At 49.4% G+C, this 21,057-nt stretch carries 25 protein-coding genes; 3 read left to right on the forward strand and 22 right to left on the reverse strand.

Annotation, left to right across the window (positions count from 1 at the left end; all coding sequences use genetic code 11):
• Window positions 1–4: 4 nt before the first annotated feature.
• The 19 genes from GT1_RS18960 to GT1_RS19050 all read right to left on the reverse strand — a co-directional run bounded on the left by GT1_RS18960 (window position 5) and on the right by GT1_RS19050 (window position 17,814).
• Complete coding sequence (locus GT1_RS18960) at window positions 5–1,309, reverse strand: (Fe-S)-binding protein (RefSeq protein ID WP_188400027.1); 1,305 nt, start codon at window positions 1,307–1,309, stop codon at window positions 5–7.
• Window positions 1,310–1,312: 3 nt separating this feature from the next.
• A complete protein-coding gene (locus GT1_RS18965; protein ID WP_188400028.1) occupies window positions 1,313–2,695 on the reverse strand; it encodes an FAD-binding oxidoreductase in 1,383 nt (460 codons plus the stop codon).
• A 213-nt stretch (window positions 2,696–2,908) separates the two neighbouring features.
• Complete coding sequence (larA, locus tag GT1_RS18970; protein ID WP_188400029.1) at window positions 2,909–4,204, reverse strand: nickel-dependent lactate racemase; 1,296 nt, start codon at window positions 4,202–4,204, stop codon at window positions 2,909–2,911.
• Window positions 4,205–4,240: 36 nt separating this feature from the next.
• On the reverse strand, window positions 4,241–5,452 hold the full coding sequence (locus GT1_RS18975; RefSeq protein WP_223226376.1) for a hypothetical protein: 1,212 nt from the start codon (window positions 5,450–5,452) through the stop codon (window positions 4,241–4,243).
• 79 nt (window positions 5,453–5,531) lie between these two features.
• The gene (locus tag GT1_RS18980) at window positions 5,532–6,083 is read right to left on the reverse strand and encodes a 2-oxoacid:acceptor oxidoreductase family protein (protein ID WP_188400030.1); all 552 of its coding nucleotides are present in this window, start codon (window positions 6,081–6,083) and stop codon (window positions 5,532–5,534) included.
• Window positions 6,080–6,832: a thiamine pyrophosphate-dependent enzyme gene (locus GT1_RS18985; RefSeq protein ID WP_188400031.1), complete on the reverse strand. Its 753-nt coding sequence runs from the start codon at window positions 6,830–6,832 to the stop codon at window positions 6,080–6,082. The genes GT1_RS18980 and GT1_RS18985 overlap by 4 nt, the downstream gene beginning before the upstream one ends.
• A gap of 2 nt (window positions 6,833–6,834) precedes the next feature.
• On the reverse strand, window positions 6,835–7,902 hold the full coding sequence (locus GT1_RS18990; RefSeq protein WP_075757291.1) for a 3-methyl-2-oxobutanoate dehydrogenase subunit VorB: 1,068 nt from the start codon (window positions 7,900–7,902) through the stop codon (window positions 6,835–6,837).
• A gap of 14 nt (window positions 7,903–7,916) precedes the next feature.
• Window positions 7,917–8,120 carry a 4Fe-4S dicluster domain-containing protein gene (locus GT1_RS18995; protein WP_075757290.1) on the reverse strand — a complete coding sequence of 68 codons (204 nt, stop codon included), beginning with the start codon at window positions 8,118–8,120 and terminating at the stop codon, window positions 7,917–7,919.
• Between the two features lie 268 nt (window positions 8,121–8,388).
• Complete coding sequence (locus tag GT1_RS19000) at window positions 8,389–8,865, reverse strand: metallophosphoesterase (protein ID WP_188400032.1); 477 nt, start codon at window positions 8,863–8,865, stop codon at window positions 8,389–8,391.
• A complete protein-coding gene (locus tag GT1_RS19005; RefSeq protein WP_308507637.1) occupies window positions 8,843–9,469 on the reverse strand; it encodes an XTP/dITP diphosphatase in 627 nt (208 codons plus the stop codon). The genes GT1_RS19000 and GT1_RS19005 overlap by 23 nt, the downstream gene beginning before the upstream one ends.
• A gap of 3 nt (window positions 9,470–9,472) precedes the next feature.
• Window positions 9,473–10,216, reverse strand: coding sequence for a ribonuclease PH (gene rph / locus GT1_RS19010; RefSeq protein ID WP_188400033.1), 744 nt, complete (start codon window positions 10,214–10,216; stop codon window positions 9,473–9,475).
• A 33-nt stretch (window positions 10,217–10,249) separates the two neighbouring features.
• A complete protein-coding gene (locus GT1_RS19015) occupies window positions 10,250–11,569 on the reverse strand; it encodes a histone deacetylase (RefSeq protein WP_188400034.1) in 1,320 nt (439 codons plus the stop codon).
• The gene (locus GT1_RS19020) at window positions 11,566–13,239 is read right to left on the reverse strand and encodes a hydantoinase/oxoprolinase family protein (RefSeq protein ID WP_188400035.1); all 1,674 of its coding nucleotides are present in this window, start codon (window positions 13,237–13,239) and stop codon (window positions 11,566–11,568) included. Before GT1_RS19020 ends, GT1_RS19015 begins: the two co-directional genes overlap by 4 nt.
• A 52-nt stretch (window positions 13,240–13,291) precedes the next feature.
• Window positions 13,292–14,056, reverse strand: coding sequence for an acyl-CoA dehydratase activase (locus tag GT1_RS19025; RefSeq protein ID WP_188400036.1), 765 nt, complete (start codon window positions 14,054–14,056; stop codon window positions 13,292–13,294).
• A gap of 32 nt (window positions 14,057–14,088) precedes the next feature.
• Window positions 14,089–15,081 carry a 2-hydroxyacyl-CoA dehydratase gene (locus GT1_RS19030; protein WP_188400037.1) on the reverse strand — a complete coding sequence of 331 codons (993 nt, stop codon included), beginning with the start codon at window positions 15,079–15,081 and terminating at the stop codon, window positions 14,089–14,091.
• A gap of 156 nt (window positions 15,082–15,237) precedes the next feature.
• Window positions 15,238–15,909: a coenzyme F420-0:L-glutamate ligase gene (locus GT1_RS19035; RefSeq protein ID WP_075757283.1), complete on the reverse strand. Its 672-nt coding sequence runs from the start codon at window positions 15,907–15,909 to the stop codon at window positions 15,238–15,240.
• 11 nt (window positions 15,910–15,920) lie between these two features.
• A complete protein-coding gene (locus tag GT1_RS19040; RefSeq protein WP_188400038.1) occupies window positions 15,921–16,463 on the reverse strand; it encodes a hypothetical protein in 543 nt (180 codons plus the stop codon).
• 54 nt (window positions 16,464–16,517) lie between these two features.
• Complete coding sequence (gene murI, locus GT1_RS19045; protein WP_188400039.1) at window positions 16,518–17,339, reverse strand: glutamate racemase; 822 nt, start codon at window positions 17,337–17,339, stop codon at window positions 16,518–16,520.
• 73 nt (window positions 17,340–17,412) lie between these two features.
• Window positions 17,413–17,814 (reverse strand): thioesterase family protein, encoded by a 402-nt coding sequence (locus GT1_RS19050; protein WP_188400040.1) that lies wholly within the window; start codon window positions 17,812–17,814, stop codon window positions 17,413–17,415.
• A 301-nt stretch (window positions 17,815–18,115) separates the two neighbouring features.
• On the opposite strand from GT1_RS19050, the gene GT1_RS19055 reads away from it, so the two are divergent.
• Window positions 18,116–18,397 (forward strand): DUF2325 domain-containing protein, encoded by a 282-nt coding sequence (locus GT1_RS19055; RefSeq protein ID WP_075757279.1) that lies wholly within the window; start codon window positions 18,116–18,118, stop codon window positions 18,395–18,397.
• Window positions 18,398–18,688: 291 nt separating this feature from the next.
• Here GT1_RS19055 and GT1_RS22600 read toward each other — a convergent pair whose 3' ends face one another.
• Window positions 18,689–18,811 carry a hypothetical protein gene (locus tag GT1_RS22600; RefSeq protein ID WP_255430469.1) on the reverse strand — a complete coding sequence of 41 codons (123 nt, stop codon included), beginning with the start codon at window positions 18,809–18,811 and terminating at the stop codon, window positions 18,689–18,691.
• A gap of 142 nt (window positions 18,812–18,953) precedes the next feature.
• Window positions 18,954–19,217 carry a GlsB/YeaQ/YmgE family stress response membrane protein gene (locus tag GT1_RS19060; protein ID WP_181382950.1) on the reverse strand — a complete coding sequence of 88 codons (264 nt, stop codon included), beginning with the start codon at window positions 19,215–19,217 and terminating at the stop codon, window positions 18,954–18,956.
• A gap of 232 nt (window positions 19,218–19,449) precedes the next feature.
• On the opposite strand from GT1_RS19060, the gene GT1_RS19065 reads away from it, so the two are divergent.
• Both GT1_RS19065 and GT1_RS19070 read left to right on the forward strand, forming a co-directional pair.
• The gene (locus GT1_RS19065) at window positions 19,450–19,905 is read left to right on the forward strand and encodes a hypothetical protein (protein WP_188400041.1); all 456 of its coding nucleotides are present in this window, start codon (window positions 19,450–19,452) and stop codon (window positions 19,903–19,905) included.
• A 90-nt stretch (window positions 19,906–19,995) separates the two neighbouring features.
• Window positions 19,996–20,241 carry a hypothetical protein gene (locus tag GT1_RS19070; RefSeq protein ID WP_188400042.1) on the forward strand — a complete coding sequence of 82 codons (246 nt, stop codon included), beginning with the start codon at window positions 19,996–19,998 and terminating at the stop codon, window positions 20,239–20,241.
• A 262-nt stretch (window positions 20,242–20,503) separates the two neighbouring features.
• Here GT1_RS19070 and GT1_RS19075 read toward each other — a convergent pair whose 3' ends face one another.
• Entirely contained in the window at window positions 20,504–20,893 is a 390-nt protein-coding gene (locus tag GT1_RS19075; RefSeq protein ID WP_188400043.1) for a hypothetical protein, read from the reverse strand.
• Window positions 20,894–21,057: the final 164 nt, after the last annotated feature.

Raw genomic sequence — 21,057 nt, forward strand, 5'->3', positions numbered from 1 at the left:
TGATTTATGGCTGCTTGAATTGCAGGCATTTCCCCGCTTCATATGCCTTGTCGAGCAATTGCACAACATGAAGGCATTCTTGATTCCTTCCATTTTGAACCAGTCCGTCAACAATATGCATTCGGCAGGAACCACAGCTGGTTACAACCGTATCGGCAGCCGTTGAAGCAATATCGGCAATTTTGCGGTCATTGATTTTTCGGGAAACATCATAGTGCGCCAAACTGAAGGAGCCGCCTGCCCCGCAGCAGCGGGCCGGTTCTTTCATTTCGACGAATTTCACTCCCGGGATGGCAGCGACAATGACACGCGGCTGAGCAGTCACTTCAATTCCCCTGGCCATATGGCAGGGATCATGCATAGTTACCGTGGCAGGTACCGGTCCCAAAGTATCTTGCCGGAATCGCAAGACATCAACCAAAAACTCACTGATTTCATAGGTCTTAGCAGCCAGGTTCCTGGCCTGCCGCTGTAAGTCCGGCTCATCATGGAACAGTTCCGGATACTCGATTTTAAAGGCTTCCGCGCAAGAGCCGCAGGCGGCAACAATATAATCAGCATTGACGCGTTCAAAAGTTTCAACATTGTGTTTGGCAAAAACTTTAGCCAGTTCAACGTCACCGGACATATACACCGGCGTACCGCAGCAGTGTTGTTTCGCCGGTATGGTGATTGCCACATTATTGGCTTTCAGTACATTGATTACTGCCTGACCGATATCGGTGTATACATAGTTAATGGTGCAGCCAGTAAAAAATGCCACTTTCATTTGCGGTTTAGCTGCATTAATATGTTCAGGAAATTGGCTGCGCAGCGGCGTGGCCGCAAAGGGAGCTAACACTCGCCGCCGGTCAAGTCCGGGCATCGGAAAGCGGGCAACAACAGCCATTCGTCCGGGCAGTTTTTTCATTTGCAGCGGACCGAACAGGCCGGCCATGCGCAGAGCGAAATCAAACAGCGTCCGGTTAGAAAGCAATGTAAACACTTGTTTTTTTATCGGGTTCAGACCTCTGGCTTTAACCGCTGCCTGGCGTCCGCGCAAGATAAGTTCGTCAGCTTTGACACCACAGGGACATTTAACAGCACATGCCTTGCAGGACACACACATAGCCATCCGCTGATCAAAGCCTGCGGAAATTTCGGCATTCCCGTTGATTACAGCCTCCATAAGCGACAGCTTACCCCGGGCCACCGCCGCTTCTGTCTGAATTTCTTTATAGATGGGACATACTTCCATGCAATTGCCGCATTTCATACAGTTAGCAAGAGCATCTTCAATGTCTGTCAGCAGCTTTTTATCCTCTTTCATACCTTAACACTCCCCGACTAGTTTTCCAGGATTGAGGATGCAGTTAGGATCTAACGCCTTTTTAATAGCGCGCATGGTTTTCATACCGACCTCGCCGAATTGGTCCTCCATATACTTCAATTTTCCCAGCCCGATTCCATGCTCACCGCTAAGAGTACCCCCAAGCCTGATGGCAGTGGTAAAGATTTCATCCATTGCTTTATAGACCCGTTCCATTTCCTCTTTGTCGCGCAGATCGCAGACGATGGTAGGATGCAGGTTGCCGTCGCCGGCATGGCCGAAGGTGCCGATTGTGACTTTATGTTTTGCGGCTGCCTGATTTACCGCCCGGATCATTTCCGGTACCTTACTGCGTGGAACAGTTGCGTCTTCGGTAAACGTAGTGGGCCTGAGTTTTGCCAGGGCCGGCAGGGCCGCACGCCGGGCTGCCCATATTTTGTCACGCTCGGCAGCGTCTTTCGCTACCTGGATTTGATCGGCATGGTTTGCTTTGAGCACTTCCACCACTTTGGCGGCTTCTTTTTCCACTACTTCGGGAATACCGTCAACCTCAATAAGCAGCACGGCCTCGGCTTCTGTCGGCAGCCCCACTTTGGCGTAATCTTCTACCGTTCGTATGGTTGCGTTATCCAGTATTTCCAGGGTAGCGGGAATAATTTTGCTGGCAATGATTGCGGCAATAGAGTTGCCGGCATTGTCTAAGTTCGAGAATATGGCCATCATGGATTTTTTTGCTTCCGGGGCGGGCACCAATTTGACAATGATTTTGGTTATAACCCCCAGGGTGCCTTCCGAACCGGTAAATAGCTTGGTTAGGTCATAGCCGGCTACGTCTTTCACATTCTTGCCACCGGTTTGTAAGATACTGCCGTCGGCAAGCACAACTTCCAAACCCATTACATAGTGTTTGGAAACACCATATTTAAGGCCGCGCAAGCCGCCGGCGTTCTCCGCTACCGTGCCGCCAAGGGTTGCTGTGGCTACGGTACCGGGGTCAGGCGGATAGATCAGCCCAAACTGTTCGACCGCTTTGTTAAGAGCGGCAACAATAACACCCGGCTCGGCGGTGGCAACAAGATTCGCCTCATCGATTTCAAGGATTTTATCAAAACGGGTCATCTGAAGGACAATCCCGCCTTTTGTCGGTACAGTACCGGCACTCAGATTGGTGCCTGAACCGCGAGGGTAAACGGGTATCTTTTCCGCATTGGCCAGCGCTAATACCTGGGAAACTTCATTTGTATTTGCAGGAGACACGACGGCATCCGGCATATGTGAAAAACCAGGAGTCGCATCATAGGCATAGCAGAGAAGATCTTCTTTATCGGTTAGAACATACGCTGTTCCTACTATCCTTCTTAATTCATTTAACAAACGGCTCTCCATACTTTTTTCACTTCTTTCTTTTATTTTAGTGTCATAGAAAAGCGGACACGCCCAAGCGTGTCCATATACAAGTAATGTATTAAAAAACCTATATTTATCTTTGTTAATGCGTCAAAACTCCCGCCTCTACAGGCGGCGTTAATTCAGGTGGAGTAGACTCTCCACCTGAATCCCCGAGGTTTCAGCCATGCTGAAACGAGTTCACTGTTGTTTTCACCTAACTACAGGTACCGTATTTGCTGCCGCAGTCATTACCGTAATTGTGTAATCTTCCCGTCCAAGCTTTTCTTGCGCTATTGCCAGTGCTTCTGCCGCAGTTGCCGCCGGAATCATGCCGGCTTTCCGGATAAACCCGGCATTCTCCTGTTTGGTCACAATGATCAGCGATATTTGGCGAGCTATATCGAGTAGCCTGTAAGCCAAAAATCCGGGGATGGTAAAGTTGGCCCGCAGAGCCATCTCATGCTCTAACATTGTCGGATAGTTAAACCAATTACTAAATTCGGCCGGCTCCATAATATCCGGCAATTCCATGAAACAAATTACAACACCTCCCGGCTTAGTCGCCATATAGGCATTGTCGATTGTTTTCACGCCCTGATATAGATTGATATCCTTGGGAAAACCGCCTGCACTGGAAACAACCAAATCAGCTTGCGCCGTAACGGGAACTCCGTAGATATCATCTACCATCTTAGTTCCTGCCAGCCAGGCCTCATGCCAGTGTCCGGCCACAAACCTGGCAAACTGATTCTCCGGTGTAAATACGGCATTCAGCAAAAAGTCCGGTTTAGCCAGAGCCGCCTGCTCAATCATATCCTCATTCATTTCATTGCCTTCCAGCTTACCGGAAATACAGTTCGGATTAAGACCTTTGCCCACTTCTTTATTCATACAAAACAGATGATTCCCCTGAATTGTCTTAAAACCGCTAATGCCAGGCAAAATGGCTTTGCGTCCGCCGCCGAAACCGGCCATTAAATGGTGAACAATGCCACCGGTCAAAATCACCTTGTCGGCCTCGGCAACGCTTCTATTGATATAGCAATCAACCCCGTTTTTGGTCTTACCGGTGTATACAAGCTGATCTTGATTATGGCAGTCGTGGTTAGCAACGGCGACCCGCTTGCAGACCTTATCGCCACACAATATGGCAAACTCTTCTTCCGTATTCAAACGGTGGGCGCCGGGAGCAATGACAATACATATGTTTTGGTCGGGAATGCCGGCCTCGTTCAATTCGTCTAATAAAACCGGCAGAAATTGATCAAATTTTACCCAGGCGCGAGTTATGTCACTAACTACTATGGCAACCTTGTCGCCTGGTTGAACAACCTCCTTAAGCGGCGGCGTTCCGATTGGATTACGGAGTGCCTCACGCACGGCTGAGGGTATATCGGCAATTGCCGGACATGGCTTGCCCACAACATTATTAATGATCTTTGCTTCCGGCAGGGCTACTGCTATCTTGCCATTGCCGTAACCAAACTCAAATACGGATTCACGCATACTATCCCTCCTATTTTTCGGTTTTTGCCTTACTATTTACAGCGCGTCCTCGTCAATGCCCATTTCTTTGCGCTTTCTGGCGTTATTCCTGATCTTGATGGTACCGACGATAAGCTCTGGGATAATTACGAAGAACAGGCCGATATAACCAACCGAGCCGTAACCTTTTACAACAATATTGGTCAGGCCGAAAATCGATATACCGGTACAGATAGCGATGGTGATAAACGAAACAAAAACTCTTCGCGCCTGGAGGCTTGCAAACATGCCGGCAGGCTTTATCACTGATTCAAACCGAGCAACGGCAGCAAAGGTCAGCGCTACCCCACTGCCTAAGAGAGCCACGAACAAAATGACGCTGTACAGCACCTTCAGCCAGTCTATACCCAATTGAGTAGTAACATAATATACCGGCAAGGTCTGTTTCAGAGAACCGGGCGCAAACCCCAGCAGCATGATGCAGACAAGCAGCAAAAATATGCCGTTGAACAGGGTGCCAAAGACCATGAACCAGTTGCATTCCCTGGTGCTCTTAATACCTTGCGCTGCCGACAGCATGGGCATAATGGTAAAGGACTGGAACCCGATATAGATCAGCATAAGCCAAAAGGCTTCCCCGAAGCTGGTCCCGAAGCTTTCCTGGGTAGCAAGAAAATTCTTCCATTGGAGCGCACCGGACTCAATGCCCAGATAGGCTAAAAGACCGAGAGTGGGAACCAGGAAATACGCCTTAAAGTTTAAGGCCTTAATAACCAGTTGGCCGCCGAAGATGGTTAAGACTAAGGTGACAAATCCTACCGCCGTGATACCGATACCGTAATTAAGTCCAATGGTGCTCTGGAGCAGGGAACCTGCGCCGGCTATCGCTGTACTCACAGCACAGGCAATCAGCATAAGATTCCCGAACTCAAATACAAGACCAAAATATTTTTCGTAGGGGTGAAATAGAACATCGGCATAGGCTTTATAGTTGTACGCCTTATGATCCTTGGCCAATACGAGGGCATTCCGGTGACACCAGCCCAGAATAATCATCGCAAATATTGGCAGGATAATCGAATACCAGCCAAACCTGACATAAAAATTAACTTCCTGGTTGCCTGTGGCAAATCCCCCGCCGCAATGAGTGGCAAACCAGGCCGCTCCCATGGAAAGCCCGACTCCCCACCCCATTGTCATCGGTTTTCTCCCGCCTGGCTCTGCACTTGGCAAACCGGTCAGCTGCTGCCCTTTATTGATATTACTCATCGTCACGCCTCCAATGTATATATTTCACCTGGAAGAACGCAGACTTACTACCCCTTATTAAGTTACAACTGAAAAATAGCTACTGCTTGGTTTTAAGCTGCATCACATAATCATACCCTTTGGTTAGCGCCGCTTGATTTGCCGGTATCATTCCGGGCTTCGCGGCAAATTTCTTGGCAAAAGCATCCATAAGAGATTCTTTGGCTACCACAGCGGTAGCAGCCAGCAATGCCCCTAATGCCACCATATTGATCATCTTGATGTTGCCTAACTCATTAGCAATTTCATTGATGGGTACAAGGTAGCTCTTGATATCCTGGCGCTCCACCTCCTTACTGACAAGAGAACTATTAATAATCATCGCTCCATCAACCGCCATGGCTGACTCGAACTTATCCAGTGACGGCAAGTTCATAATTACGGCAGCTGCCGGCTTGGTAACAATCGGCGCCCCCACAGACCCGTCGGTAATGATGACAGAGCAGTTAGCGGTGCCGCCGCGCATCTCAGGACCGTAAGACGGCATCCATGATACATTCTTGTTTTCAAGCATTCCCGCATAGGTCAACAATTGTCCCATAACCATAACCCCTTGACCGCCAAAGCCTGACATGACAATTTCGTGTCTCATTGTTTCACCTCCCCAATATTTTTATAAACGCCAAGCGGGAATTGCGGCAGCATGTTTTCCTTTAACCAGGTTTTGGCCTCTACCGGCGTCTTGCCCCAATTTGTCGGGCAGGTAGCCAATACTTCCACTAAAGCAAAACCTTCACCGCGAATTTGAACTTCGAAAGCGGTTTTAATGGCTTTTTTAGCCTTAGTCATATTAGCCGGATCATTAACCGAAACACGGGCTATATATTTAGCTCCGTCCAGGGTTGCCAAAAGTTCGGACAAACGGATAGGCGACCCCGCCACTGCCAGCTGGCGTCCGTAAGGAGAGGTTGCGGTTACTTGGTTTACCAAGGTTGTCGGCGCCATTTGGCCTCCGGTCATACCATAAATGGCGTTGTTTACAAATATTGTTGTTATCTTTTCACCCCGCGCAGCGGCATGCACTACTTCCGCCATACCAATGGCGGCGATGTCTCCGTCTCCCTGGTATGTAAACACTACATTTTCCGGATGTACACGCTTAATACCGGTAGCCACCGCCGGAGCACGGCCATGTGCTGCCTGTTGGGAATCTATGTTAAAATATTGATCTGCCAGTACAGAACAACCAACAGGTACAACACCGATCGTCTTTTTTTGTATCCCCAGCTCATCAATCACTTCTGCAACTAAACGATGAATAATACCATGCTGACACCCCGGACAGTAGTGTGTCGATACATCCAGCAGCGATTGCGGTCTAGCAAACAACTTCTCCGCCATTGTTATTTGCCCCCTTTTGTTTCAAATATTTCGACTATTTGTTGGTAAACATCCTGCGGGCTCATCATCATACCGCCGGTGCGGCCATAAAAGTGAACCGGCCTGGAGCACCGGATAGCCAGGCTAACATCTTCAACCATCTGCCCGGCACTAAGCTCTATTGTTAAAACAGCAGCCGCTTTATCAACCGCCTTTAACAACGCCGCCTTCGGAAAAGGCCACAAGGTAATCGGCCGGAACAGACCTACTTTGTAGCCCTGTGCTCTTGCCATTTCCATCGCTGAATACGCAACACGCGACGATATTCCATAAGCCACCAGCACTAACTCGGCATCTTCGGTGAAGGTTTCTTCCCAGCGCACTTCCTGTTCCTGAAGCAGTGCGTATTTTTTTTGCAGCGCGTCGTTTACCGCTTCCAATGCCTCAGGGTTAAGGCGAAGCGTATCTATTATATTAGGTTTGTCCCGCTCACCCATGCCGGTTGTCGCCCACGGCTTTTCCACCGGGATTACCGGCAGATTATGAAAATCAACAGGTTCCATCATTTGACCAAGAGCACCGTCGCCTAAAAGCATTACCGGATTTCGATATTGGTCCGCAAGGTTAAACGCGAGCACAGTCAATTCTGCCATTTCCTGAACACTGTTTGGTGCAACCACAATACAGTGATAATCACCATGACCGCCGCCTTTAGTCGCCTGAAAGTAGTCTGCCTGACCTGGCTGTATGCCGCCAAGACCCGGGCCGCCTCGCATGATGTTTACAATTACGCAGGGTAATTCACCGGCAGCAATATAGGAAATACCTTCTTGCTTAAGGCTTACGCCCGGGCTTGAAGAAGAAGTCATTACTCTCGCGCCGGCACCGGCTGCACCATAAACCATATTAATGGCAGCTACTTCACTTTCCGCCTGGAGAAATACACCGTTTACCTGCGGCAAGCGTTTGGCCATGTATTCGATTAGCTCAGACTGCGGGGTGATAGGATAACCAAAATAATACCTGCAACCGGCAATAACAGCGGCCTCACCGATAGCTTCGTTACCTTTCATCAATACCTTCTCTGCCATTTCTCCACTCCCATTCATTCGTAGATTTCGATTACTACATCCGGACAAGCCTTGGCACACAAGGCGCAACCCACACATTCGTCAGCATCAGGGCAAGTTGCGGGATGATAGCCCTTAGCATTAAAATCAGGAGACATTACAATAATGTTTTTTGGGCACACATCCAAACATAACTCGCAACCTTTACATTTTTCCTCACGAAAAGTTGGTTTTGGCATACTTTCCCCTCCTTAAAAATTGACTAAGCTTGCCAAACATGAATTCCACATTCCTTCTTTCAGCCTGGTCTTTGTCAATAATGAACAGGCAACGTATTACCTTAATATCATATTATCATCATACCATTGAGTAAATAATCTGTCAATTGCGAAAGATATTATGATATTATTTATTTTCTTTTACATTTTAAAAAACAGTGCTCTCACGTACTATTTTAGCCTTCTCGCAAAAAACAAAAATAAGAAAAACCCCGCCGTAAAGGCGAGGTTATAATTCCATAATATGTTCTTCAATTACACCATTTTCCTGAATATGCAAGATTCCGTAGCCCGGCTTGGAACCGCCCCGGGGCGCTCCCGGGCTGCCCGGATTAAACAGCAGCCGTCCGTCATGCCAGCCGCTATAGGGAACATGCGTATGACCGAAAACCACGATATCAGCGCCATATTGGGCCCCCCACCAGACAAGCTCCTGCATGCCATACTTCACATTATAGCGGTGGCCATGGGTCAGCCAAATAGTTTTACCGGCCAATTCCGCATAGGCATCCACAGGCACAGCCGTCGTCCTGTCACAGTTTCCCGCCACCACCGTTACCGGCAAGCCGGTCAGTTCTGCCAGTTTCCAGCCATCCTGAAAGTAGTCGCCGGCATGGAGCCAATGATCAACCGGACCGGCGGCGGCAATTACCTGCCGGAGTGCGGCTATATCGCCATGGGTGTCACTGATAACGCCGATTCTCATGTTCAAGCGCCGCCAGTTGCTTCACTAATGCTTGTATCGCGCGGCCGCGATGGCTGATATTGTTTTTTTCCGCTGATGACATTTCTGCCAGTGTGCGCCCAAACTCCGGCACCAAAAACAGCGGATCATAACCAAAACCCTTACCCCCGCGCGGCTTGGAGAGAATAACCCCGTCCACTGTCCCTTCCGCGGTGAGCAGCACTTGCTCCGGCTTAGCCAGAGCAAGCACACAACGAAATCTTGCCTGCCGTTTTTCATCAGGTACACCAATTAAATGGGCCAATAACTTTTTGTTATTATCTTCATCACCGGCGTGTTCGCCCGCATATCTGGCCGAATACACGCCCGGCGCTCCCTGCAGATAATCCACCTCTAACCCGGAGTCATCGGCCAGACAAAACTTGCCTGTCAGCCGCGCGTAAAAGCTGGCTTTAGCGCAGGCGTTCTCGGCAAAGGTCACACCCTCTTCCGGTGCTTCCGGATAGCTCCCCAGGTCGGCCAATGAACTAACCTTATAGGGCAGTTCGCGTAACGCCTCTTTAAATTCGGCAATTTTGCCGGCATTTTTGGAGGCGACAATAATTTCAATCATGCTTTCCTGCACCGTTTATCCCTCCCGGCCTACTTTCCATGCCAACTGGCCCAGTGTTTCTTTTTGGATGTCCAGCAGAATGTCAATCCCCTGACTGCCCACTGCAATCATTTCATTTAGCTGTGTTTGGCTAAAGGTTCCTTTTTCACCGGTTCCCTGCACTTCAACAAATTCACCGCTGCCGGTCATGACCAGATTCATGTCAACAACAGCCATAGAGTCTTCACTATAACATAAATCAAGATAAACTCCCTCAGGCATAACGCCGACACTCACGGCCGCCAAAAAGTCCTTGACCGGAAAGGGCTTCTGACTATCGCCCCAAATGCGGCTTACCGCATCAACCAGAGCTACAAACGAACCGGTAATGGCGGCTGTCCGGGTCCCGCCGTCAGCCTGCACCACATCACAGTCCAGCCAGATGGTCTTTTCCCCTAAGGCTTTAAGGTCAATAACACTGCGCAACGCCCGGCCAATCAACCGCTGAATTTCGTGAGTGCGGCCGCTTTGCTTGCCTCTGGCAGCTTCCCGGACATTACGGCTCTGGGTGGAACGCGGCAACAGGGAATATTCGGCACTCACCCAGCCTTCGCCTGACCCTTTCAAAAATGGCGGAACCTTTTCTTCAATAGTAGCCGCACAAATCACCTTGGTGTCGCCAAACTCAATAAGCACCGATCCTTCGGCATATTTTAAATAATTGCGGGTAATTTTTATTTTTCTGAGTTCGTTGTTTGTGCGTCCGTCTGCTCTGGCCATGAAAAGCCCTCCTAAAAAATATTAAAAATTTAGTTACAGTTGTTCCAGCCTATCCTCCTGCTTATCCTGGATAAAGCAGCAGTCATGCCGCCCCTCTTGCCGCGCCTTATGTACCGCATCACGCGCCTGTGCACGGCAGGCCGGGCAGCTGTTGCGGGGGATAATGGCGGCAAATGCTGATTTCATCCCGAACGGGTAGCCCTGTGCCTGGGTGTCAATGAGCTGATAGCCATGACACCGGGGGCAAAGCCGCACAGTTTCCGTTTGCCGTTCCTGAATACCGCTGTCATCATAATAGATATTCCGGCGTTGCTGCCACCAGTCGCCGGCCTTGGCGACGGCTTCGCGGCGCAACCTGTCCCGCCCCTGCCAAATGTCCTGCCACTCGGCTACCAGTTTGGCAATATAGTTGGTGGTTGCCGCCGATTGGCGCGGACAACGGGCATGGTCCGGTTCAATTACCCGGCTATAGTCCAAACCTGCCATCGCCAAAATGATGCCGGTATTAACATAAGGCAGCGCGTCTTCAATAGAATAGCCGCCTTCCAGCACCGCAATATCGGCCTTCAGCTTTTCTGCCAGGCGGGCATACCCCTGGGCTGTCACCGCCATATTGGCGAGTGGATCACTATAATGATTATCCTGCCCGGCTGAGTTAATAATCATGTCCGGCCTGAAATCCTCCAGCATTGGCAGCACCAGCCGGTCAAGCACCTCATGCAGCCCCGCGTCGGTGGTGCCTGGCGGCAGCGGAATATTAACCGTAGAGCAGAAGGCTCCCGGACTGCCCAGCTCACTCATGGCGCCGGTTCCCGGATACAGGGTACGTCCATCCTGGTGAAAGGAAATAAACAGCGTGTCCGGATCATGATAAAAAATATCCTGGGTGCCGTCGCCATGATGGACATCGGTATCGACAATGGCGATACGCTGCACCCCATAATGGCGGCGCAAATATTCCACCATAACGGCCTCAATATTAATGGTGCAAAAACCCCGTGTACCATGCACCACCCTCATGGCATGGTGTCCCGGCGGCCGCACCAGGGCAAAGGCATTGGTCACCTCACGGCGCATCACGGCTTGGGCCGCGGCAATGGCGCCACCGGCGGAAAGCAGATGGGCATCGGTAATCAGGGATTCAATATTGGGCACACCGATGTGAACCCGCTCAATATCGGCCAGTCCGGCAAGCTGCGGCCGGTATTCCCTGATAGCCGGCAAATCCAGCAGTCCTTCTTCCACAATTTGATCCCGGGTATAGAGCAGGCGTTCTTCCCGTTCCGGGTGAGTGGGGGTTATCGCCCAATCAAACGCCGGAAAAAATACTAATCCCAGCGATGCAGCCTTCATAGTTCCGCCTCCCGCATTTGTACCGGCATCAACACGCCAGGCTTGATCTGCAGCTTGCAGGTCATAATTTTCCCGATGGTGTTAAAACCGCGGATCAGGTTGAATTCTTCTTCATACAGGCGTTCACTGTAGCCGGCGGCTTCCGCCATTCCCCCGGCCGCCGCCCGCTCTGCCAGATGAGTACCGGCGGCAGTCCAGGCATCCTCTAAAGTAAAGCGCCGTTTATCAAACTCCTGGATAATGCCTAATTCCGGTACTGTATAAAAACCCTGCACCGTATCGGCCCTGAGCGTAATTTCGGTTGTCGGCCTGGCAGCAGCGGCACCGACAGCATTGGCTACCATATGTCCCGGCGGTATCTGCCAGGGCAGTTCCAGCTGCTCGGCCACCAGCGGCGCAAGCCCTCTGGCAGCACCACCTACCCCAATCAGCAGTTCCGGCTTAAACGGCCGGCCTGTCACCAGTTCTTCCACCTTGTACACCGGTCTTGCCGCCTGTTCTGCCAGCATATCCCGCACTGCCTGACATACGGTGGCGGCGGCCAGCCGCAGCGTTTCCCAGGCAGCCTCTGCCGCTGTCTGCGTAGCCTCAGCAACCTTTTCCATCGCCTGCCTGGCCAGCCCGATGTCGCCATAGTCAATTAACCCGGCAACCCTAAGCGCGTCCGTCACGGCAGGCGCTAAGCCGCCATTGGCCATAGCCGGGCCGCAGCGCATCGGACCAACAGCCAGCAGGCCGTTTTCCCGGCGCACATAGCTGTCGCCGCCGATCCCCACCGAGCGCAGGCAAAAAGAACGAACCGCCGTAGGATAATCCTTCACCCTGGCTCCGTCCGGGGCAAATAACGGCATACCATGTTGCCATAAAGCAATATCGGTTGTGGTACCGCCCATATCCAGCGAGATGGCCGGTTCCACCGGCTTGGTCAAAGCCATAATCCCCAGCACGCTGGCTGCCGGTCCGGTAAAGATGGCCTCAACCGGCGTTGATTTGGCTGTCGTCAGCGGCAGCGTGCCGCCGTCGGCTTTGAGTATATATACCGGCGCAATAATATCCCGTTCAGCCAGAGCCGCCTCTATGGCTTGGGCAAAACGGCTGAAGATGCGCCAAACAGCCGAGTTATAGTAGGCTGAATTAATGCGCCGCAGGTAATTGAGCGAACCGGAGACCTGGGTGCCAAGTGTGACATGCTTGGGCTGCAGATATTTATTAACCCAGTCGGTTACCAGATGCTCCTGACGGGGATTACGCACCGCAAATTTGGCGGCTACGGCTGCCACCTCATGGTCCTCAAGCTTACGGCAAACGGCCGCCACTTCCGCTTCTGCCGGACAGGCCTGCTCCCGCCCGCGATGGTCGGTATAGCCTGACAAAAAGTGAGCTTCGCCGGGTATCAGCCCGGTTACATTCAGCCCCGGACCCGGCAGCAGGAATAGAGCAACTTTGTCGGTTTTCCCTTCCACCAGCGCATTGGTTACAATGGTTGTCGAAAGAGAAGCCCGCCGGATTTTTTTAGCATCAACCCCTGTAAGCACCTTGTCGATAACGGTAACAACCCCGTTTAGCAGCGACTGCCGGGTGGTGGGAGTCTTGGCCGCAGCCACAACCTGGCCGTCGGCAATAAGTACCGCATCGGTAAAGGTTCCGCCAACATCAATTCCCAATAACATGCCCTTCGCCTCCAAACAAAACCGGCTGTACCCGGTACTAAAACTCTGTCAGTTATTTGTCTGCTTTATATACGGCACAGCCAATCGCCCCATTGAGCTGGGGATGCTCGGGGACAATAACCTCTGCCCCCATTTCCCGGGTAATAAATGTCTTGATGGCACTGCCCAACGCCACGCCGCCGGTAAATACGATTTTATCGCTTTTGAGCGCACTCAGCATGGGTTTAATCCGTTTATAAATACTATAGTTGACCCCGGCTGCCAGTTCAGCCGTAGTATACCCTTCCACCATTCGCCCGATGAGTTCCGATTCCCCGAAAATAGCGCAGGTAGCGCTAAGCTCTACCGGATTTTCACTGTAATCGGCCAATTCTGCCAGCGAAATGTCCAGCACGGCTGCCATATTTTCCAGATAGCGTCCGGTACTGGCCGCACATTTGTCATTGGTTTGAAAATCCACCATCCGGCCTTTGCGGACTTTGATGACCTTGCTGTCCTGTCCGCCTAAATCCAAAAGCGTAAAGTCTGTCAGTCCGGTCTGATAACTTGCGCCCAGCATATGGGCTTTCAGCTCGGGAATAATGATTGCGCCGACAATAGCAATGGTATTGCGGCCATAACCGGTGGCCGTCAGACTGGTCACCGCCGGCAACCCCAGCGCCCCGAAGTCCACCGCCAGGCCCTTGTCTGTCCGCTGGCCATACTCCCGGTAAAACCTGGCTGTCTCATATACATTGGCGGCGGTAAGCTGTTTGGTGCCGGGATTCATAATGACCAGCTTCACACTACGGCTGCCCAGATCGATACCACATTGCATATGCTTTGCCTCCTTCTAGTAGTCTGCCAAGACTAACGCAGCATCTCCAGAAAGCTGTCAATCCGCAGCCTGGTTCTGGCATCAATTTTTCCGGGTTTATCTCCTTCAATGGTCAGAATCGGTATGTTCAGTTTCTCGCGTAAAATAATGTCCTCAATCTGACGAAAACAGAAGCTTTGCACATAATGGACAATACCGTCCAGATTGCGCCTTTCTATCTCGGCCTCAATATCCTTAATCCGGCCAAATACACCGTACGGATAGGTATAAAGCCGGTACTGCTCAACAATATCGTCGGTAACAAACGGCATAGCAAATTGCCGCTGTACTTCATTGTACACCACCCGGGCCCCCATAGTCTCCAAATAGGGGTATAAATCAGGAAAAATCGGCGGCACACCGATAAAGCCCAACCGGAGATCATCGGTATATTCGGCGGCACTCGCCGTCTTGGTCAGGAAAGCATCCACATCTGCCTCAAAAGCAGTCAGATCACTATTAAAATCACTGCAGCTTACCTGGTACAAATGGTTATGGAAACCGCTAACCGTGTTTTCCTCCCAGGTTAGCCGGTCAATCTCAGCTACTTTCAGGCGCAGCTTGTCTAACTGGTGTTTGACGGCAGCTACCGCCTCCCAGTCGGTTCCCAGGGCGCCCATTAGCTTTTCCATTTGCAATTTCAATAAATCGTAATCCCGGTCATACGGATAGGCAAAGGGAATGGTCTCAACCCCTGCCAGCTCATAGGTTTCCATCAATGCATGAGTATTGCTGCAGTCGCCCTGGGTAACGGCAATGACCTTGTCAATACCGTCACCGGTATTACCATCCCGATTAACCACGATGGAATACAAGCCCTTGATCCAACCGCAAATATTGCGGGGATACCCGGCCTCTTCGGCAGCTTCCACGAATTTTCCGGCTTCCGGGCTGGTAATAAATATATTGTTAAGATCAACAGGGATATGCCCTGCCGCCAGAATAATTTCAACCGGCACAGTTGTTGTGATGCCGATGCGGGCCATAGTCATCTCGCCTCCTAGGATAAAGAAAACACGGCTTGCGCCGAGCCTCTGGCGAAAGCGCAAGCCGATGTTGATCCTGTTTTTAAGAAAGTATACTTGCTGTTGGGACATGTAAGACAGAGGATAGCCTCTATCCTCTGTCTTATGGAAAGAATATTATTGCGCGGCAGCTTTTTGGGCAACCAAACCATAATTTTTAATAATAACAATCGGCGTTTTCTGACTGGCATTACCAAACGGGTTATCTATGAGAATCCGCGCCAGTTCGGCAGGGTCAAGCCCTTGCGTCACTCCCAGCACAGCCGCCCGCTTGAGGTCATTGACATCAGCCACCGCTGCACCATGGCACCCCAGCCGCTGTTTTATGGCTTCCGCCACCCCATGGGGGTCGGCAGGCCCGTACACCAGGTGCTTATCAAAAGGCGGCATCGTGCCGGTAACATCGTCAATCAGCGCTGTCTGCCCACCAGCCAGTTGGTAAAACAGACCGTTTTTCCCCACCAGTTTGCCAAGCATGCCAATAAACATCGACCAGGCTATCCGCCAGCTGCCTTCTGCATTCATGGCACTCTGCATGCCATAGGAGCTGGATAAACTGCCTTCCTGCGGCACAAAGCGGCAAAGCACCCTGGCCAATAAGGACAGCGTCATCTCCTCCGGCCGCACAATTCGCCCCTGGGTAATGGCGACAACACTTTCAGCCACAGTTACCACATCATGGGGACCAATATCCTCTTTGGCATATTTTTCAATAATATCAACAATATCATCTTTATCGGTAAGTATCCGGGTAGGCACCGGTTGCAGCGCTAGCGCCTGCTCAGTCATATGTATTCCCCCTATCTGGCTGCGGCCTGTTCGCCGGCAGCAAGAGCCCTATGTATTTCGTCGGCCGTCATAACCAGCCGCTCTTTGTTTATATACCATGGACCGCGGGCAACCACCTGATAGACAATGTCAATAGGCATGTCTACCATATCGGCAAGCGCAGTCTTGATATCGCCTGATTTTGCCGTAAATTTCACCGTCAAAATAATCGAGCCGCCGGTATTTTTAAGAACAATGTAGGCTTCCCAGTAACCGTCACTCCGGTTAGCCTTGTCCAGCGTCAGACGGGAATCAACCTCCACGGCGTCAAACTGTTCACAGGGCAACAAGTGCCGGGGATATACGTCCATTAAGGTACCACCCTGAGTTCCATTATTGACAAAGGGAATCTGGCTCACAAAAGTTGCCGTATCCTCGGTGATGCCGGTCAGGCTGAAAGCGGTACGCTGATCAACCACAAATTTGAAATTAGCATCTCCCTGGTTGGCGATAAACAGCCATATGCCAACCACCACGCCTACCACAATAAGTAATAAAATAGCTAGAAACTCCACACTACTGCCTCCGTATCCGGGTATCATCGGACAGAAACCCTATAATTTAAACTTTTATCTATAATCCAATAAATTAACCAATTCAAACCTGAGAGAGAGTTCCTCCGCCCAGGGAAATTCAATAGCACCGGCGACAAATTGTTCGGCCCGCGGCAAATCGGAGGAAAAGCACAGCCGCACCCTTCCTTGCGCCCGCGTGGTAAGCTTGTCATGATGGGCAAGTGTAGTACGCGCCTCGGCAGCCGTTTCTCTGGCCGGGTCAATAAGCACCACATCCGGACCCATAACCTGCCTGATCACCGGAATAATAAACGGATAATGGGTACAACCCAGTATCAAGGTGTCAATCGCGGCCTCCTTGAGCGGCAGCAGATAATCGGTAACCGCACTTTCCAGCTCAGGCCCAAAAAGCTTTCCCTGTTCGATAAAGGGTACAAGCCGGGGACAGGCCTGAACCGCAACCGTTGCCGCCGGTTCTTCAGCTTTAATTGCCTGGACATGTTTACCACTGGCAATGGTAGCCGCTGTAGCCATAACGCCAATGCGCTTGTTGCGGCTGGCAGCCAGTGCCGCCCGGGCACCATAGTTTACGCCTGTCAATAAAAAGGGGACTTTGGTACCTGCTTGTTCAAAACCAATTGCTTTCATGGTATTGCAGGCAATAATCGCCAGCTTGACTTGCTGTGCAGCAAAGAAAGGTAAGATTTCATGCAAGAATCGTAAAATTTCCGCAGGCGGTCGTGAGCCATATGGAGTCCGGGCAGTATCGCCAAAATAGATAACATCTTCTCCCGGCAATAAGTTAAGCACTTCCCGGAGAACGGTAAGCCCACCCAGGCCGGAATCAAAAATCCCGATTGGCGCACTATCTCCCATGACGCCACCTCCTATCTACTTAGTCTTTCTTGGCGCCATATATAATATGCAGGCAAAGGGTACGTGAACAGGTTTACGGGAAAGGCGTACTGAGTTTGGCAAAATACTTGTCCGGCAAACGGATAATCCGGCCTTGTCTGTCCGTAAAGGCGTTTTGGGTACGCCCGGTAGCCAGCAGCAGGCCGTCATGCTCTCTCAGCGCCCGGTAAGTAAAGATCATTTTTACTTTTGATACTTCAGCCAAAACAGCTTCGATAAGAATACAGTCATCAAATTTAGCCGAAGCCCGGTATTTGCAGGCCACATCGGTAATCGGAAAAACAATATCCTCGTCCAGCATATCGGTAAGCAAAATGCCAATCTGCCGCAAATACTCCACTCTGGCCATTTCAAACCAGCGAAAGTAATTGGAGTGGTGTACTACTCCCATCAAATCGGTTTCAACAAATCTTACTTTATCCCGTACGGTAATCATACGCACATATCCTGCCTTATTTATTGATAAAAAGCTATACTTGCTGTTAGGATAAGAAAAAAAGCACGCTATCAGCATGCTGGTAGAAGAATTTATGTATTTATTGTACTCTTGATTGGACATTTTTGTCAATGCCAGATTGCGCTGCCGGGGGCAAACTCCCGCTGGCGGTAACGTAAATTTAACCTTACAATAAAATTAATGAGAATAATTCTCAAATTTTCCATACATGCTATTGACGTGACGTATCATTCGCTTTATAATTTAATTGAGAATAATTTTCATTTAAGGGGTGGCAATCATGTCCGTATTTATCGTAGGTGCTGACGACTTAGGCAACATTCCCGCCAATCTCCTGAAAGCAGGCGTTAAATCAATGAAGCACTTCAAAGGACGCAAACGGGTGTCTGAAGATATTCAGATACCGGCAGACACTGATTTAGTATTAGTCTTCACCGATTACTTATCTCATAATATTGCCGAACTGGTAAAACGCAAAGCCAAGGAAGCAACACTGCCTGTAGTATTTTCCAAGCGCTCATGGAGTCATCTTCAGGAAAAACTCCAGCCCTTCATGCAATGAGCGAGCCAAATAGTTAAGCCTGGATAAATAGTATGATTTATCCAGGCTTAACTATTTGCCGCTTCAGGTAGGACTAAGAAAATGTTGAGGCGCACAAAACATGTATACATCCTGTTTTGGACAGAAAGAACCTCCTGCAGCTATTGCAGGAGGCCATAAAAGAAATGTATGTCAAAGAAAGAAGAAGAGGGAATGGCATTGCTGCCTTTCTTGGTTTAAGTTTATATTAATTACTGTTATTTGTCAATAATAATTATCCAAAATATTTCAGTTGTCTTAGCCATTGACAGCTTATGCCAGCAACACTGCCAGATAAACGATACCGGCAAAAACCATCAGGCTCCCTCTTAGCGGCCATACCCGTGCTTCCGGTTTGCCGGCTTGCTGTTTTGTTGTGTTTTGAGCTAGTAACATAAATCTCACATCCTCGTTTTAATTAAACATGATTACTAATTAATATTTATTGTATTTTACCATAATTTATGCTGCATTACAAGCTTGTACAAAAAAATACCCGGCAACATCAAGTCACCAGGACAGGCAAGCAGCAGAAATATTATGGTTTTTTCTTATTGGCCGCAGGTGCGACATGGGAAAACATCCTTATAACCCAGAGAAGTATAATGGCTCCGGCAGTACTTGCAATAATTGCTCCGATGGTGCCATATGTGGTTATTCCCAAGAAGCCGAATAGATATCCGCCAATAAAAGAACCGACGACGCCTGTTGCCAGGTCGCCCCAGAGCCCAAATCCCCCGCCGCGTGAAATCATCCCAGCCAGCCAGCCGGAAATCAAGCCAATGGCCAAAAACCAAATCAATTGCATGATTGTTTACTCCTTTCCTGCAATAATGATTGTTTGCTTTCTATCGTTCCCCTTTTGTTTCCGCGCTATGCATAATTTACTTTGCAGCCTGCTGCTGCATAGCCGCCTGATGTAAGGCAGTGCCTATCCGGCTGATGTGAGAGGGTTTTACCGGCCTTCGTATAGAGTCATGGATATTTGCCATAATATCTATGACTCTATCATGATTTTTAAGGAGGAACGGCTCATGAATAATGATAAACCGCTGCTGGCCGCGATAATTGGGGGACTATCGACTCTCTCAGCCGAAATTATTTCCCGTATTATGCTTGCTCTCGGTATTGGCCAGTATAGTATTTATCTGCTGGACAGCCTGATCTTAACTCTGAACAGGCCGAATTTTTTCCTGGGTCTGTATATTAATTTCGTGATCGGCGGACTGGTAGGACTCATATTTTATTATCTTATTAAATGTATTGGGCAGGCTAACCTAATAGTAAAAGGTGCCTTTGTGGGAATGCTTGCCACAACAATAGCGGAAATGATTTTTTCATCAGGCATTGAAGGGACCCATATCCCGCTCAGGCCCATTGGCGACTATTATCTCCATATAGTTGGATCTGCCGGTTTTGGTCTGACGATGGGTATTGCTTTTAAAGCTTACATATTCTTTAAAGATACTGCCGGCAGCAGCTCAAATTAGCCGGTATCCTCCCTTAAGAATCAGTCAGATCATCATGCAGCCTGAGTTAAATAATAACAACATTGGCGCCTGTGCCCCGAGCAGGCGCCAATGTTGTTGAAAGTCGCCGGCATCGGCGCAACTATCCTGCCGAAGTCAGTAATGAGCTCTTTTCCGCTGCTGGAAATCGAAATGATGGACTTTGACGACACCGGCTTTCAATATGAAGTCGGGGTTGTCTGGCTGCAGACCGGTATCTGTCTAAAAGTGCCCGCCACTTCATTAAATTCTTGCAGTCTTCGTAATGACGATTTGGAAGCCAATAAGGAAAAAGGCAAAACAAAAACCGCCCCATGAGGCGGCCTATGGTTGAAGATTTCCAATTTCGAGATCACAATCTCAAGTGAATTCGCGCTAATAATCTTCTGGATTATGAAGCAATTAAGCGGCTAACCTCCGGATTCACCGACCACTCTTGTTGCGAGCAAGGGTGGTCATTATGTTTCTATGACTATTATAACCTATTTATGACAGGATTACTACAAAAACTAATCATTATAGCTATCTGTTAACCATAATGATTAGTTTGCGTGTAAAAAGCGCCTTTCATCTCAATAATTTAACGGAGGAACCGAATGGTTAAATCCGGCAAATAATGCACTAATGTAGAAAACACCTCTGATTTGAATCTCTCATCCTTAAGCATGGCTTCGAGAGCGCTACGCTCAACGGTCATATATGGTTTAACAACTCCTAATAGGGGATGGTGAATTTCGGATTCTAAAACACCGCTCTTTACCTCAGCAATGTCTATGCCATTTGTGATAAAAGTATACGTCCCGACGACTGCACCATTTTCAGTGACCTGCATTCCCACCATGTTTTTCCGTCCGGCAAATACTCGCTCCATCATGGTAAACATAGTCGGATGGTTTTCCCTAAAACTCTTAAGCACCTCGCGTCTAAAATTCACTAAATCATTTTGGACTAAAGTATCCAAACTCATCATATTCCCTCCAATTCGTTTATACGGGTTTATAGTTTCCTTTTTTGCTAAAAACATCCTCATTTTAGTATAATATATTAAATTAAACATAAAGACTAACTATTAAAAGTCAAGCCCTAAGTTTTAAAAAAACTGAGCATGGGAAATGGGTAATCGGACACGAAAAA

Origin of the sequence: Sporomusa sp. GT1, assembly GCF_014634905.1 — a bacterium.
GTDB classification, from domain to species: domain Bacteria; phylum Bacillota; class Negativicutes; order Sporomusales; family Sporomusaceae; genus Sporomusa; species Sporomusa sphaeroides.

Coding starts and splice junctions, on each gene's coding strand:
- GT1_RS18980 (WP_188400030.1), bottom strand. CDS start 6,083: ATGAGACACGAAATTGTCATGTCAGGCTTTGGCGGTCAAGGGGTTATG.
- GT1_RS18990 (WP_075757291.1), bottom strand. CDS start 7,902: ATGGCAGAGAAGGTATTGATGAAAGGTAACGAAGCTATCGGTGAGGCC.
- GT1_RS19075 (WP_188400043.1), bottom strand. CDS start 20,893: ATGATGAGTTTGGATACTTTAGTCCAAAATGATTTAGTGAATTTTAGA.
- GT1_RS19065 (WP_188400041.1), top strand. CDS start 19,450: ATGAATAATGATAAACCGCTGCTGGCCGCGATAATTGGGGGACTATCG.
- GT1_RS19055 (WP_075757279.1), top strand. CDS start 18,116: ATGTCCGTATTTATCGTAGGTGCTGACGACTTAGGCAACATTCCCGCC.
- GT1_RS19035 (WP_075757283.1), bottom strand. CDS start 15,909: ATGACTGAGCAGGCGCTAGCGCTGCAACCGGTGCCTACCCGGATACTT.
- GT1_RS19030 (WP_188400037.1), bottom strand. CDS start 15,081: ATGGCCCGCATCGGCATCACAACAACTGTGCCGGTTGAAATTATTCTG.
- GT1_RS19050 (WP_188400040.1), bottom strand. CDS start 17,814: ATGATTACCGTACGGGATAAAGTAAGATTTGTTGAAACCGATTTGATG.
- GT1_RS18975 (WP_223226376.1), bottom strand. CDS start 5,452: ATGAGTAATATCAATAAAGGGCAGCAGCTGACCGGTTTGCCAAGTGCA.
- GT1_RS22600 (WP_255430469.1), bottom strand. CDS start 18,811: ATGTTACTAGCTCAAAACACAACAAAACAGCAAGCCGGCAAACCGGAA.
- GT1_RS19000 (WP_188400032.1), bottom strand. CDS start 8,865: ATGAGAATCGGCGTTATCAGTGACACCCATGGCGATATAGCCGCACTC.
- GT1_RS19020 (WP_188400035.1), bottom strand. CDS start 13,239: ATGTTATTGGGAATTGATGTTGGCGGAACCTTTACCGATGCGGTACTT.
- GT1_RS18960 (WP_188400027.1), bottom strand. CDS start 1,309: ATGAAAGAGGATAAAAAGCTGCTGACAGACATTGAAGATGCTCTTGCT.
- murI (WP_188400039.1), bottom strand. CDS start 17,339: ATGGGAGATAGTGCGCCAATCGGGATTTTTGATTCCGGCCTGGGTGGG.
- GT1_RS19070 (WP_188400042.1), top strand. CDS start 19,996: ATGTTGTTGAAAGTCGCCGGCATCGGCGCAACTATCCTGCCGAAGTCA.
- rph (WP_188400033.1), bottom strand. CDS start 10,216: ATGGCCAGAGCAGACGGACGCACAAACAACGAACTCAGAAAAATAAAA.
- GT1_RS19025 (WP_188400036.1), bottom strand. CDS start 14,056: ATGCAATGTGGTATCGATCTGGGCAGCCGTAGTGTGAAGCTGGTCATT.
- GT1_RS18995 (WP_075757290.1), bottom strand. CDS start 8,120: ATGCCAAAACCAACTTTTCGTGAGGAAAAATGTAAAGGTTGCGAGTTA.
- GT1_RS18965 (WP_188400028.1), bottom strand. CDS start 2,695: ATGGAGAGCCGTTTGTTAAATGAATTAAGAAGGATAGTAGGAACAGCG.
- larA (WP_188400029.1), bottom strand. CDS start 4,204: ATGCGTGAATCCGTATTTGAGTTTGGTTACGGCAATGGCAAGATAGCA.
- GT1_RS19015 (WP_188400034.1), bottom strand. CDS start 11,569: ATGAAGGCTGCATCGCTGGGATTAGTATTTTTTCCGGCGTTTGATTGG.
- GT1_RS18985 (WP_188400031.1), bottom strand. CDS start 6,832: ATGGCGGAGAAGTTGTTTGCTAGACCGCAATCGCTGCTGGATGTATCG.